This window comes from Bradyrhizobium australiense (assembly GCF_013114825.1).
GTDB classification, from domain to species: domain Bacteria; phylum Pseudomonadota; class Alphaproteobacteria; order Rhizobiales; family Xanthobacteraceae; genus Bradyrhizobium; species Bradyrhizobium australiense.
In genome coordinates, this window is sequence record NZ_JAAVLX010000004.1 from 677,791 (window position 1) to 690,234 (window position 12,444).

The window sequence follows — 12,444 nt, forward strand, 5'->3', positions numbered from 1 at the left end:
TCGCGTGCTGTGAAGGCCACTCCCCGCCAGGAGCAACCACATGGCTCCAAATGAAATGGTGCAGAGTGAAAAGCTTCCGAGCAGTCCAGGGTCGGCCAGCCGGCGCAGCTTCGTCAAGGGATTGGGCGCAGCGGGCGTGGTCTTGCCGGTCCTCGCCATACTGCCGCGGTGGGGTTTCGCAGAGGATGTCGCCGGGGTCTATGCCAACGCTGCGATGGATTGGAAACAATTTGCGGGGCAGACGATCACGCTCGCAGGCGCGATTCATCCGTGGTCGAACGCGATCACTCCGCTTTTGTGGGATTTTACCAAGCTCACCGGTATCAGCGTCGTTACCGACTTCCGATTGGAGACCGCGTACTTGGGAGCGCTGCCGATTCAGCTCGCCCGCGGCAGCAGCACACCCGACGTCTTCATGTTTACGACCTATGGCCAGGGCATCTCAAAAGGATGGCTCGAGCCGCTGAACGCCTATTATTCGGACAGGTCGCTGACCGATCTCGGCTGGTATGATGAGAGTGATCTTCTCAAGACAGCCCGAGCCTTTCCGTTGTGGCGGGACGGCGAACGCTATGCCTGCCCGATCACTTCCGAAGCGGTGACCTTGTTCATCAACGGCGACGCTCTGGCAGCCAGGAATCTGCGCGTTCCCCAGACTTTCGATGAGCTGCTCGCCACCGCCAACGCGATCAAGACCAATGAGATGTCCGGGATCGCCATGCGGGCGCAGGCCGGCGGCAATTCATCCGTGGCGGCCATGAGCTTCGTGTTCTCCTACGGTGGGGACATGGTCAAGGACAACAAGGCCGCTTTCGCGAGTCCGGAGGCCATCGCGGCCGTCGAGATGTACGGTCGATTGCTCAGCCAAGCCGGGCCTAGCGGTGTGAGCGGCTATGAATGGTACCACGTGCTGGACGATTTCCTGCAGCGCAAGACGGCAATGGCGATCGACAGCAGCAACTTCGCTACCGACATTTCCAATCCAGCGAAGAGCCACGTTGCCAGGCAGGCCGTATTTGCCGCCTTTCCACATGTCGCCGGTCGCACGTCGGTGCCCTTCATGTCGCACTGGCAGGCGTGCATCAATTCCAGGTCACGAAACAAGCGGGCGGCTTTTTTGTTTCTGCTGTGGGCGACAAGCAAGCCGACATCGATGCGGACCGCCGCAGCGGGACTGGCAACAGCCCGTGTGTCGGCCTGGTCGAGCGAGGGCTTCAAGAAGGCGTTCGGCGCCCAAGCCGCGGAGGCGGCGCTGACCAACTTGCAAAATGCCGATGTCGATCGCGCCAAGGCGATCCTTTTCCATCCGCAGTCGAGACCCATCCTGGACGCCTTCATGATCGGCGTGAATGAAGTGGTCTCGGGAGCGAAACCGGCAAAGATTGCGATGACGAACGCCGCCGAGAAGGCCAATGCGGCGATCCGCGGATAGCAGAGCCGCCGGCGCTCCCCAGCGTGACGACCGGTGTAATTGGGACTTCAGCTCAGCGTTGCCTCTGCCGACCGGTGCTCCACAAAAAAACAACAATCCGGTCAACTAATGGGCAGGCATCGAGGGGACGTGTCATGGTGCACCGCACCGACATCGCCGGGCGCAATACGGGGCAGGCCAATCCTGGCAGTGACGGCCTATGCCGCCCTGCACTGAATGGCGCCCTTCTCGAAAACAACTTCTTACGCAGGCGGCAAGACGTGCTGCCGCCTCCTCTCGGCGGCAGGTCCGCCGGCCTGCGCCATCTATCTCCAGCTCCCGACCCTATGAGGCTTTGACACCAGAGTATCCCCTGCAAGGGTCGCGAGAGAATTCGGCCCAACAAACAAATTACAAAGGGAGGACACAGATGACTTTGCATGAACGATATGTCGTCGGCTGCGCCACGGTGGCGGTGGCTGCCCTGGTCACTATCTCGCCGACGCGCGCCCAAGTGCCGACGCAGCCTCAAGAAGCGGCCCTGAATGCCGAAGCGGCCCAGAACGACTGGCCGACCTATCACGGCACCTATAAGTCCTACCATTACAGCGGCCTCGACCAGATCAATACCGGCAACGTCAAGAATCTCGAAGTTGCCTGGATGCATTTTCCGGAGCGCGCCACCCGCGGCATTCAGTCGACGCCGCTGGCCCTTGACGGCGTGCTGTACTATTCGGGCTCCTACAGTCGCGTCTACGCGCTGGACGGCGCGACTGGCAAGACAATCTGGGCCTACGCGCCGGAGCTCGACGAGGACCTGGTGTCCAAGCAGACGCACTCGCCGTACAACCGCGGCATCGCCATCGGACACGGCAACCTCTATGTCGGCACGGTCGATGGGCGCCTGATCGCGCTCGATCTGAAGACCGGCAAGCCGGTATGGGACACGAAGCTGCTGGATTCCAAGAAGATGACGGTCGGCTTCACCGGCGCGCCGCTGGTGGTCAAGGATAAGGTGATCATCGGCGCCCAAGGCGGCGAATGGCCCCATCGCGGGCCGATCTTCGGCGTGGAGGGCAAGACCGGAGCGAAGAAATGGGAGTTCTTCACGGTCGCCGGCACCGAAGAGGCCATGAAGACCTGGGGCGGTGACTCCTGGCGGACCGGTGGCGGTGGCGGCTGGATGCCCGGAACCTATGACCCGGAAACCAATACGGTGTGGTGGGGCACTGCCAACCCGGCGCCGCTTTATGACTGGGGGGGCGCGGATTGGAAGAAGAGCGGACCGCGGCCGGGCGAAAATCTCTACACGACATCGGTCATCGCGCTCGATCCCGATAGCGGCAAGCTCAAATTCTACCATCAGGAGCTGCCGCACGATGCTTGGGACTTCGACTCGTCCGTGGGCGAATTCGTCATGATCGACCGCGGCGGCAAGAAGCTGGTCGTGCACGCCAATAAGAGCGGATACATCTTCGTCTATGACCGTTCCAACGCCAAGATCGAGAACGTCTGGCCGCTGGTAAAGAACATCAACTTCGTCAAAAGCATTGATCCGAAGACCGGCGAACTGATCGGTCGCCGCGACCTCTCGGAAGGCAAGGTGGACCCGCCATTGTGCCCGGCCATCGCTGGCGGCATCAGCTGGAACTCCGGCGCCTACAGCCCCAAGAACGGACTCTTCTACCGGATCGGACAGGAATGGTGCATGGAGCTGACCGTCGAGAAGACCACGCCGATCCTGGAGCCGATGGCGCAACTCAATATCGGCGCCACGTTCAAGTTTATCCCGCCTCCGGACGGACCGGCCCGTGGTCATCTTAGCGCCCGCGACCCGGTCACCGGTGCCAAGAAGTGGGAGGTCAACTACAAAGAGCCGCCGCTCGCCAGCGTTCTCGCCACCGCAGGCAATCTGGTATTCGTGCCGGATGCCGAAGGCATTGTGCACGCCTACAATGCGGACACCGGCGAAGAGCTCTGGTCGCGCAACAACGGCATGGGACATAACGCCGGCATTATCAGCTACATGGCCGGCGGCAAGCAGTACATCGCCGTACCGGCGGGCTGGGGCAGCCTGGTGGCCGACGAGTTTGTCGCGCTCTACGGCGAGCCCTTCAAGAGCATGCCGAAGAACACCGGTGCCCTGGTTGTGTTCGCGCTCAGGCAATGACGATGGCATGGGCGGCAGGGATCGATCTCTCCTTGCCGCCCTTGCAGCAAATACGTTGGGCGTCCTTTCCCCGAATACGGATGCTGGAATGCGAATACCGTCTGTGATTATTGCTTCCCTGGCCCTCATCTGGCCATGCCTGTCGATCGCCGCGTTTGCCCAACAGTCCACCGGAGCAGGCGCTGAAAATCCGCTGCCGCAAGCCGAAGCCTCGCCGAACGACATCGATGGCGAGAAAATGTTCGCAACCACCTGCGGCTTTTGTCACCAGGACGGCGGCCGTCATGCGGGCAGAGGTCCGAAGCTGTCGAAGTCCGAGCGCAGCGACGAATATATCGTCGAACGCATTAAGAAGGGCAAGCCGGGCGCCATGCCCGCCTATGGTGGAGTGTTCAGTGACGGCCAGATCATCGCGATCCTGGCGTACATTCGAGGGCTCGATGACTAGAGCGTTTTCTGCGGCGTCGAAACCGCGATATCGCCTCCCCCGATACGCGGCAAGCCTCGCGCTGCTGATGCTCTGGAGCGCGTCGGCGGATGCCCGCTCGCTGGAAACCGTCATCGAGCGCGGCGCGTTGACGCTCTGCGCCAGCCCCAACGCGCTGCCGTTTGCAAGCAAGACCGGACCGGTCCCGGGGTTTCAGATCGAACTCGGCGAGAAAATTGCCGAGCAACTCGGCGTCAAGCTGACCCGGGAATGGGTGGTCAGTGCGATCCAGTATCGCCGCGCCGATTGCGACCTCGTGCTCGACGTCATCGCCCGCAAGGATGCGCCGCCCGCGGGCGGTGTGCGGGCTTCGCGCCCTTATCATCGCAGCGGCGTCGTGCTCGCGGTGCGCAGCGATTCGCCGGCGTCGTCGCTGGCAAGTCTCGATTCCGACCAGCGGGTCGGCGTACCGGTCGGCTCGCTGGTCTCGATGACGCTTGCCAAGGGCGGCACCACCACGTCTCCATTCGTGTATGAGGACGAGATCGTTGCAGCGTTGGCCAATCGCGAGATCGAGGCGGCCGCCATCACACCGATGACGGTCGGCTGGTTCAACCTGCAGCATGCCGACAAGCCGTTGCGCCTGATTCCGGCGTTCGATAACGACCAGGATTTGAACTGGAATGTTGCGGCGGGGCTGCTCCGCCCCGACGACAAGCTGCGACAACGTGTCGATGCGGCGATCGAGGCCCTGCTGGCCGATGGTACCATCGCGCGTATCTATGCTCGCTACGGCATCGAGCTGCGGCCTCCGCAGTGAGATTCGTGAAAGTGAATATGTCGATCTCCATCCTTGTCACTGCAGCCGCGGGTCGACCGCGCCGGCGGCACTTCCCCACTCTGCCGGCGCGGCCGTCGCATATTACGCGGCGCGAACGTAGCCGTAGCGCAGGTTCGAGGGCGCATTGGCCGCCAGCGCATACTCGTTCTTGAGCGAAGCGAGACGGTCCTCGGAATAGGTCGGCATCCTGGTGTTGTCAGCCGCTTTCAGCCTGATCTTGTAGAACCTGGTTGCGTTGCCCGCGAAGATCAGCTGCTTGGTGGCGCTATTGGCGTCACCAAGCGGCGCAAAGCCGTACTTCTTCTGCATGTCTTCCGGGATTTCAAGTCGGCGCAACGCCTCGATCTGCCACTGCGGTGAGCCGTACCAGACCGAGTCGGTGCCCCACATCACGTGGTCGACTCCCATGCCCTTGATCAACGTACCGACCAGCGCGGCGCAGAACTTGGGATGCGCGACTGCCGAGTTGGCAAAGGACGTGCCGAGCTCGGCATAGACATTGTTGACGCCGAACTTCTGCGGGATTTCCGCGAGGTCCGAGGCCCACTGGATGCGGCCAGTCTGCTCGAACTCCGCCCACGCCTTGTCCGGTAGTTCGAGGAACGCACGTAGCGCCGAGTGATAGATCACGAAGTTCATCTGCGGCCAATCCTTGGCAGCCTTCCCGATGTCCCATGCGGTTGCGTATTCCCATACGCCGGCGAACGACTTCTCGTAATCGGGCGGCAGCAGCCCCTTGTGGATACACAGCGTGTTGATGCCGGCCTTTACGGCTTTCTCGTAAAACGGATACATCACCTGCTCGTCGTCGAGCCGCCATGGGTACTTGGAGGGCGCCAACGGATCGCCGATCGTGTAGGACTTCCAGGAATCCGGCTTGTAGACCTCGATCGCCTTGTCGACCTCCTCCATCCAGCCGGGCTGCTTTGGGGTGATGACGCTGTGCGCCAGCAGGCGGCGCGAACCGGCGAAGTCGTTGATGAGTTCGCGTGCCTTGACGATCTGCTCGTTGGAAAGAAGCCACCAGCTCGGATCGTCGAACGGCGCGCCGCTCAAGAGCGCCATGTTGGTGTCGCTGTCGTAATAGATCTCTTTCACGTAATTCTGGAACTTGTAGCGGGCGAGCGAAGAGACGCCCTCCTCCTTCATCTTCGGATTCCAGTGCTGGCTCGCAAAATCCGCCAGCCCCAAGAGCTCCTTGTGGTCGAAGTCATCGCGCACGAAATGGGTCTGAACGTCGAAGATGAACTGGTCAGCGAGGCCATGCGCACGCGCCAGCATCAATTCGGGCTCTCGAGCCTCCGCAGGCGCGACCTGGAAAACATTGCCGTAGACGTCGTTCATGGCGAGGAATGCCGCCGCCATGCCGCAGCTCGTGTGCAGGAACTGCCTGCGGCTCAAGCCGAGGTGCTTGCCGTTCACGTCGGCGAGCTCGTTGATCCGTGCCTCGACCTTCTTTTGTACGGCGCTCTGCGGGGGCGGCAGATACTCGCCGTTGGAAACGATCTGAGTGGGAATCGGCGTTGCCGCCGATGCCGCCTCCGCGCCCGCGACAAGACGCTGCTCTCGCTCGCTAAGCCAGGTGCTCATTGTTCTCCTCCCTGTTGGTTGGGCCACGATGGCGCTGGTCGGTGCGCGCATCAGGCTTGCGTGTTTGGCCACTCCCGATCAGTTAGGTGGACGAAATAGGCGTACCTCCCGTTCAGCCACGCATGAGGCCATCACACTCGCCTAACGCCCAGGCGAGTCTCTTCATCACTTCATTCTGTGAGGGTACAGACACACTTGCAAACTACTTACGGTAGTGGCGCATCTTCGCCAAATTCAATGCCCAAACTTCCATTGGCGCAAGCAAAGTTATCGGGCAGTCATGCTGTCCCAAAGCGCCCCCATTGTGACTGGCAGGTTTGCCAGCGCGAGCGCAAAGCGCTGCCGTGATGATCGCGCAAAGGCGTGAGGTCGCCCTCTGGCCCATTTGAGACGTGCCGACGCCTTGGTCTGCCTACCGGGCGAGACCGGAAGTGGTCGGCGCACAGCTAGAACGGCGCCATTGACCCGGTGCGGACATTAATCGCCTTAAACAGTAAAGCAGTTCCAAGATGACTGATGGCCCGGACCAATTTCGGCTCATTCATTCCTCAAATAAAAGCGGCCCGCAAGGCGAGCCGCTTTTCTCAATTCAGACTTCAAGCACGCGTATCGAGCGACACACCGAGCAAATGCGCCTTGGCCGCAGTGGCTGCGGGCGTGCGCTTCAGCGCCTTTGCGATCTTTGTGACCGGCGTCTTGCGTGCCATCGACTTGAGGGTCTTAACATCACTCTTCGTCCATTCACGACGAATAGTCTTCTTAGTTTTAGTAGGCATCATTCCTCCGATTTTTGGGAAACGGGCTTCTACCATAAAATGTCGGGGTAGCAATCGCATCCTCGTCTCTTGACTCTCGTGAAGGTGAATCTCACATCGATCTCGAAGCGCGCGCCGAACTTAGGAGATTACCATCACTTCGTAGCAAGCGAGTCGGCGACGCCGCTCATCCGTACCTAGTGTCTGATGGATCGTTGGAACAGTGTGTCCGGTGAGGGGAGACAATCGTTTCAGTTCCATCTGCGCAAAAATTGGGCGGCAAATTGCCTGTTAGTCGCTGGCTGGACAGGGCTGAACTACGTCGCCGCTGTTCAGCAGCTCGCCTAATCTGAAATCGACAGCGATTCGATCGCCAAGGAGGTTGCAAAGACTTGCGCGCTATCTCCCTCAACGACGCTTGCCCAGGCCGGCTGGCAGACCTTCGCGACGCGAACAAGAGCGCGGCAGTGCGCAGCCTTGCCGAGCGCATCGCACCGCCGGGTGCGTGGTGGCCGGGTGAGCGATAAGAAGTCCGCATCTATGGCGGTAAACATTGTACGAAGAAATCGAAGAGGTGCTCACCAAATGCCTTAAGAGCGCGCTGGCCTAACATAGCTTGTTGGAGACCGAGCGCGAACTATTGCTCTGATGTCAGCTGAACCATCTGGCGCCCGCCATTCATCTCCTTGAGGCTGTTGACGTAATCCTCAGGACGCTTCCAGCGGACAGGAGTTTTCAATCCCATGAAACTTGCGATGCTGCCGATAAACGCAGTGCAATTGGCTGTTTCGGCATTCCAGACCGGTGAACTCGCCTGTAATTTCTTGATGTAGGCGAAAGCCTTTTTGGCGTCCGGCTCATTCAAGTAGACTCGGTAACTTGCGGTCAAGTACTGCGGATCAAGATCACCGTAGCTTGCCCCGGTCTCGGACGGCACCCACATCACATGACCAAGTATATAAGGCAGGGTGTCCCCTGCAGGGGTAAGCCCCGCGACCTCAACTTCTCGCTCGCTTGTCTTCCCATACCAGACGAAAGCGTGTCCCCAGCTCGCCGCCGTTCTGGCTCTGAAGTCAACGTAGTACGGCCCCTTTGCTGATCCCGACCCCGGCCTTCGAGTCGACTGTCGGGCCGGTTTCGATTCGATGGGCGCGTCACTGGAAGCAAGCGCGTTCGCGTCCGCGGTGCGTTTGTGGACCTCCCGTCTGTGGGAAATGAAGCGTTCCGAACCGGCGCGAGTTTCAATCTCGTGTGCAGAAGCTGATTGAATTTCGAGCGTAAGAGCGGGTGTGCACAATCCGGCAAGGAGGCATAGCGCCAATCCATTCAGTCCATTCGCCATGCCTTCTCCCATTTACAGTCCGATCGGCGGACGATGAAGGTCAAATCGACGTGACCGAGACCTGAGCCATTGGGCCGTATTAGTAGCTCCGGGTCACCACCGGGCCGGCTGGGGTCTTACCGATTGGGGTCTTGCCAATTGGTGTCTTGCCAATCGGCATCTTGCCGACTTGAGCCGTTTGATAGACGGGCTGCCGACGCGGGAGGTCGGCAGCGGCAGCAGCACTCACCATCGCAAGCGTTGCACCTGTTACGATCAGAAATTTCACCACGGTCCTCTCCTTAAGGTTAGAACAAAGCAGTAGCCTACCGAGCTTTCCCTTTGAATTAGGGCGTAAGAATGAACCTCCGAAAATACGTTTCCGGTGCGGCAGATATGACACGCTCGGGAACTCCGACCGTGCTTGAAAAATAGAGCGACCGCGCTGAACGCCGTGATCGCGCACATACATGCGCAGGCGATGCCCATGGATCCGCACCCCGATGAAGAGCGCGATGCGCGCGCCGTGGGATGAGGCGATGCCGTTGTGCCATCCACTGCTGGACAACGCATTTACGATCATGCTGCGCGGCGCGGACAAGGGAGATCGAGCGGCGAACCGGAGGCAGCGAGGTGGAGGACGCTGGCACGGCTTTTCCAAGAAGAGATCGCGCATGCTTCTCCCGGAGGAGAATGGGGCAGTCGGGGTAGCGTGCAGAAAGCGTGAGCAGCGACTGAATGGGAGACCGACTTAGAATATCTTCAAGACCGCTTCTACGTCGGTAGGTTTTGATTTCTATGGCCGAACACTACAATTACCTTATCGTCCCCGTTGCACTGGTCGTATGCAGTGACCCCGGATCGGTGCTGGCAAATAGAAGCAATGTGTAGCTGTTCACGGCTGAAGACCTCTAAACTCCCAAAATGCCCGGCGACTAATTTTCGGCCAAACGACAAATACGCGGCAATCACCGACGGTGGTCCCCCATATCAATACTCGATCGTCGCGCCCCCCGCAGGGGCGGTTTCTCGTACGTGACGAATTCAAAAACGAGGTCTTTCCAGCTTCGACCGCAACCCGGCGCGTTTTTGACTCTCAGCGGAGTTACGAAGCTGAGCATCAAAGTCGTGCCGCAACCGTTAGCCGCACCGCGCGCGGCTCGGCCGGACGAACGTAATGGCTGGTCAGAGCAACCGCAGTCCCGCTCCGCGATCCAGCGGCGCTGAAGGATCGAGCGGTAATATAAAGCGTCAGGCTGCGGAATCCGTCGTCCGCGATGGCCGCCAATTCCGTCCTCGCATCAATCGCGCAACAGCACGGCATCCCGAAGGATCCAGCTCGAGCCTAAGACGAAGACGAGCCCCAGCGCTATCAGCAGCACGCCAATCCAAGTTGCCGTCCAACCTCGCCCGTCATCGGCCGCCTCGGCGATGGGAAAGGCGAACGGCGCGGTCGTAGGTACGGAGGCGGCAACCGCGTCCCTGGCGGCCGGTGCGGCCGCCAGAAGCGTCTCCACGTCGACCTGGCGCGGCGTGGGGTCGACGGGCGTGAGCTGATCGGTCGCAAGATTTTCGATGGGTGCCGGCGGCACGAAGGTCGCGACCCCCGTAGCTAAGACGGAAGCGGCATCAACCACCTTGAGCTCGGGCGCGGGCCGGATCGACTGAGATATTTCCGCCGGTGCGGAGCGCAGCAGCTCCGCACGCGCATCCACGACCGCCTTCCGCTTGCGTCGCGCGGTCTCGTTCTCCTCGGGAGCGGCGACCCGAGGCTTCACGGCGCGATGACGAACCTGCTTCTTCACCGCGACCCCCTCAGCGGCCTGGAACCAGCATTTGCGGTGGCCTTCCAAACGATAGACCCAGTGCTGGCCGGCCGCCGTCGACTTGCCGGGCCGCGGCAAGCACTCCTCTTCCGCTTCCGCGGAAGCGGGCGCAGTGGCTTGCCGGGGAGCGGCATTGAAGAAGTCGGCAAAAGGATTCGAAGACGCAGGCGAAGTCGGGAGACCTGCGAGAAGGACAAAAGCGGCGAAGCAAAATCGCAAATGACCGGACATGGAAAAACCCCGGTGTTGCGCCCCCCGGAGACGACCTTTGGCCGTGACCTGGGTTACAATGCGGCTTAAATCCGGCAACGCAGTGGATTCATTTCGGCCCAAGAATCGAGATTCCGAGCCGGAATTCAGAGCCAGTCCTGCAGCCGCGGACAAAGCAATTCAGTACCCCGCTCTGCTCATCATCGAGCCAGTGACGGACCAATTATCCGGACATCGAGTATTGGAAGGTCAAGCTGAGCATGCTCATAGACAGAATTAGCGAGCTAAAGAGACGGAGCAAGGCGACGCGCATACCCCTCCGAGCTAGAATTCGTTACTTCCAGCGAAATGCGGATCCCTGACTCGAATGATAAGGCCCGCATGAAGCCACTGGCGGCAACCTCGGAGCCGCGTTGGGTCCTTGGGATGGCTGCCAATCAAGATTCAGACGCATAAAGCCCCGGCACTACCTCAGTATATTGTCGTCGCTGCGGGCCGGCGCTACTTCGTGCACTTCAGTCGCAAGCAATTGTTCTGCGCAGGCGTCGAACATCATTCGCCGATTGGTGGCTATTTCGAAGCTGAGGATCTCGTGTTCGTCCTTGACGCGAATTCCGACTATTAGCCATGACCGCTTGAGCGAACCCATCTCTTCGCCGCCCCAGATACGCTCGACGACGACAAGAAAACGCGGGCTGTTGCTGATAGAGTAACAACGCCGCTATGCTGTTACCTGGCTGTTATAGGCCGCCTCGCCCCTCCCAGTACGTAGGCATCCCGTAGTACCGGTGGGTGCGCGTTTCCCAGTCTCTATCCTGCCACGAGTCATCGCTGAACTCAGGCGCATCCTTCAGCTGTTGCTCGGTGATACTCGTCCGAAAACCACCAAGCGACGTATCATATGTTAGAGCGCCCCACGGGATCGGATAATGGCTGTGGCCTAACCCAACAAACCCACCAAAGCTCATGACCGCGTAAGCTACGCGACCTGACACCTTGTCGATAATGAGGTGATCAATCTCACCGATATTTTTTCCATCTGCTCCATAAACCTCGGTTCCGTGAATGTCTTCGCTTGAGATGCATTGATGATCCGGATGGGCTGTTGCGCGGGCCATGGTCTCCTCCCTCACATGTGGGTTTATTCGACTTAACTCTGACCGCTACAGGGTCGTTCCTGGCAGGAAATCCGATTTAGTTTTTGCGCTGGGACGAGGCGACGGCGTTGCAGCGACCGCCACCGGACGAAGCAATGATGGTAGTGGCATGTGGCACCGGCAAAGAGGCGAGCAGCTTCTCATGACCGATGGTTTTCGCCTGAACCAGAATGCGACCTCTCGTGACCGCGCCGGAGATGCGGTTTTGCGGTCATTAGGATCATCCAAACGTGATCGAACGATTTCCGACAGCAAGTTCCATCGAAGCGATTTTCCCTTTCACGTCAACGGGAAGGCGCAATGCGCGGGAACGTGCATATTTCATCCGCGCCTTGTTCAGTTGAACTTTGCATCAGGCTGTCGAACGAACCTTAGTCAAAGGAAACCGGAGGTTTCCCATGCAGCATCTGATCACAATTGCAGCCGTTGCCCTACTCACGACTGCAGCAACCGTGCTGTCGTCGCACTCACTTAGGACCGAGCGTCATGCCGCCGGTACAGTCATAGGTCATTGCAAAAACTTCCACAGCCTGACCGGGAAAAAAGCATCCGAGCTATTGCCTTAACCAAGCGCAGAGAACACAGGGAAACGAGCTCACCTGTGCAGGAGCTGGACGAGCACGGCAATGAGCAATCACTCTCGTCGCTTCCATCGAACTCGAGTCTAAGGCCCGCGTTGCTCCGGTTCGTCAAGGTTGCTGACGGTAATTGCCCGGAGTTGCTGTTGCGCCAAACT

11 protein-coding genes and 1 pseudogene are annotated in these 12,444 nt (G+C 59.8%); 6 read left to right on the forward strand and 6 right to left on the reverse strand.

The annotated features are described in order from the left end of the window. Window positions 1-40 precede the first annotated feature (40 nt). The 4 genes from HCN58_RS15365 to HCN58_RS15380 all read left to right on the forward strand — a co-directional run bounded on the left by HCN58_RS15365 (window position 41) and on the right by HCN58_RS15380 (window position 4,828). Entirely contained in the window at window positions 41-1,432 is a 1,392-nt protein-coding gene (locus HCN58_RS15365) for an ABC transporter substrate-binding protein (RefSeq protein ID WP_235983622.1), read from the forward strand. A 409-nt stretch (window positions 1,433-1,841) separates the two neighbouring features. Further along, window positions 1,842-3,581, forward strand: coding sequence for a pyrroloquinoline quinone-dependent dehydrogenase (locus HCN58_RS15370; protein ID WP_171580191.1), 1,740 nt, complete (start codon window positions 1,842-1,844; stop codon window positions 3,579-3,581). A gap of 7 nt (window positions 3,582-3,588) precedes the next feature. Beyond that, window positions 3,589-4,029, forward strand: coding sequence for a c-type cytochrome (locus HCN58_RS15375; RefSeq protein ID WP_235983623.1), 441 nt, complete (start codon window positions 3,589-3,591; stop codon window positions 4,027-4,029). Next, entirely contained in the window at window positions 4,022-4,828 is an 807-nt protein-coding gene (locus tag HCN58_RS15380) for a substrate-binding periplasmic protein (RefSeq protein WP_171580192.1), read from the forward strand. The genes HCN58_RS15375 and HCN58_RS15380 overlap by 8 nt, the downstream gene beginning before the upstream one ends. Before the next feature lie 102 nt (window positions 4,829-4,930). Here the strand turns inward: HCN58_RS15380 and HCN58_RS15385 are convergent, their stop codons facing one another. The 5 genes from HCN58_RS15385 to HCN58_RS15405 form a co-directional block, all read right to left on the reverse strand. After that, on the reverse strand, window positions 4,931-6,439 hold the full coding sequence (locus HCN58_RS15385; RefSeq protein WP_171580193.1) for an amidohydrolase family protein: 1,509 nt from the start codon (window positions 6,437-6,439) through the stop codon (window positions 4,931-4,933). A gap of 596 nt (window positions 6,440-7,035) precedes the next feature. Continuing rightward, window positions 7,036-7,275 carry a hypothetical protein gene (locus tag HCN58_RS15390; RefSeq protein ID WP_376701177.1) on the reverse strand — a complete coding sequence of 80 codons (240 nt, stop codon included), beginning with the start codon at window positions 7,273-7,275 and terminating at the stop codon, window positions 7,036-7,038. A gap of 556 nt (window positions 7,276-7,831) precedes the next feature. Further along, on the reverse strand, window positions 7,832-8,536 hold the full coding sequence (locus HCN58_RS15395) for a hypothetical protein (protein ID WP_171580194.1): 705 nt from the start codon (window positions 8,534-8,536) through the stop codon (window positions 7,832-7,834). Window positions 8,537-8,615: 79 nt separating this feature from the next. Beyond that, window positions 8,616-9,116: a hypothetical protein gene (locus HCN58_RS37425; protein ID WP_210266035.1), complete on the reverse strand. Its 501-nt coding sequence runs from the start codon at window positions 9,114-9,116 to the stop codon at window positions 8,616-8,618. Window positions 9,117-9,816: 700 nt separating this feature from the next. Beyond that, window positions 9,817-10,419 carry a hypothetical protein gene (locus tag HCN58_RS15405; RefSeq protein WP_235983624.1) on the reverse strand — a complete coding sequence of 201 codons (603 nt, stop codon included), beginning with the start codon at window positions 10,417-10,419 and terminating at the stop codon, window positions 9,817-9,819. Between the two features lie 625 nt (window positions 10,420-11,044). On the opposite strand from HCN58_RS15405, the pseudogene HCN58_RS15410 reads away from it, so the two are divergent. Beyond that, window positions 11,045-11,264: pseudogene (locus tag HCN58_RS15410) on the forward strand (phytochelatin synthase family protein); the annotation flags it as partial. A 27-nt stretch (window positions 11,265-11,291) separates the two neighbouring features. Here the strand turns inward: HCN58_RS15410 and HCN58_RS15415 are convergent. Next, entirely contained in the window at window positions 11,292-11,669 is a 378-nt protein-coding gene (locus tag HCN58_RS15415; RefSeq protein ID WP_171580195.1) for a PRC-barrel domain-containing protein, read from the reverse strand. Window positions 11,670-12,106: 437 nt separating this feature from the next. Here HCN58_RS15415 and HCN58_RS15420 point away from each other — a divergent pair, with 437 nt between their 5' ends. After that, window positions 12,107-12,274: a hypothetical protein gene (locus HCN58_RS15420; protein WP_171580196.1), complete on the forward strand. Its 168-nt coding sequence runs from the start codon at window positions 12,107-12,109 to the stop codon at window positions 12,272-12,274. Window positions 12,275-12,444: the final 170 nt, after the last annotated feature.

Coding starts and splice junctions, on each gene's coding strand:
- HCN58_RS15395 (WP_171580194.1), bottom strand. CDS start 8,536: ATGGCGAATGGACTGAATGGATTGGCGCTATGCCTCCTTGCCGGATTG.
- HCN58_RS15420 (WP_171580196.1), top strand. CDS start 12,107: ATGCAGCATCTGATCACAATTGCAGCCGTTGCCCTACTCACGACTGCA.
- HCN58_RS15365 (WP_235983622.1), top strand. CDS start 41: ATGGCTCCAAATGAAATGGTGCAGAGTGAAAAGCTTCCGAGCAGTCCA.
- HCN58_RS15390 (WP_376701177.1), bottom strand. CDS start 7,275: ATGCGATTGCTACCCCGACATTTTATGGTAGAAGCCCGTTTCCCAAAA.
- HCN58_RS15415 (WP_171580195.1), bottom strand. CDS start 11,669: ATGGCCCGCGCAACAGCCCATCCGGATCATCAATGCATCTCAAGCGAA.
- HCN58_RS15375 (WP_235983623.1), top strand. CDS start 3,589: ATGGGCGGCAGGGATCGATCTCTCCTTGCCGCCCTTGCAGCAAATACG.
- HCN58_RS15380 (WP_171580192.1), top strand. CDS start 4,022: ATGACTAGAGCGTTTTCTGCGGCGTCGAAACCGCGATATCGCCTCCCC.
- HCN58_RS15385 (WP_171580193.1), bottom strand. CDS start 6,439: ATGAGCACCTGGCTTAGCGAGCGAGAGCAGCGTCTTGTCGCGGGCGCG.
- HCN58_RS15370 (WP_171580191.1), top strand. CDS start 1,842: ATGACTTTGCATGAACGATATGTCGTCGGCTGCGCCACGGTGGCGGTG.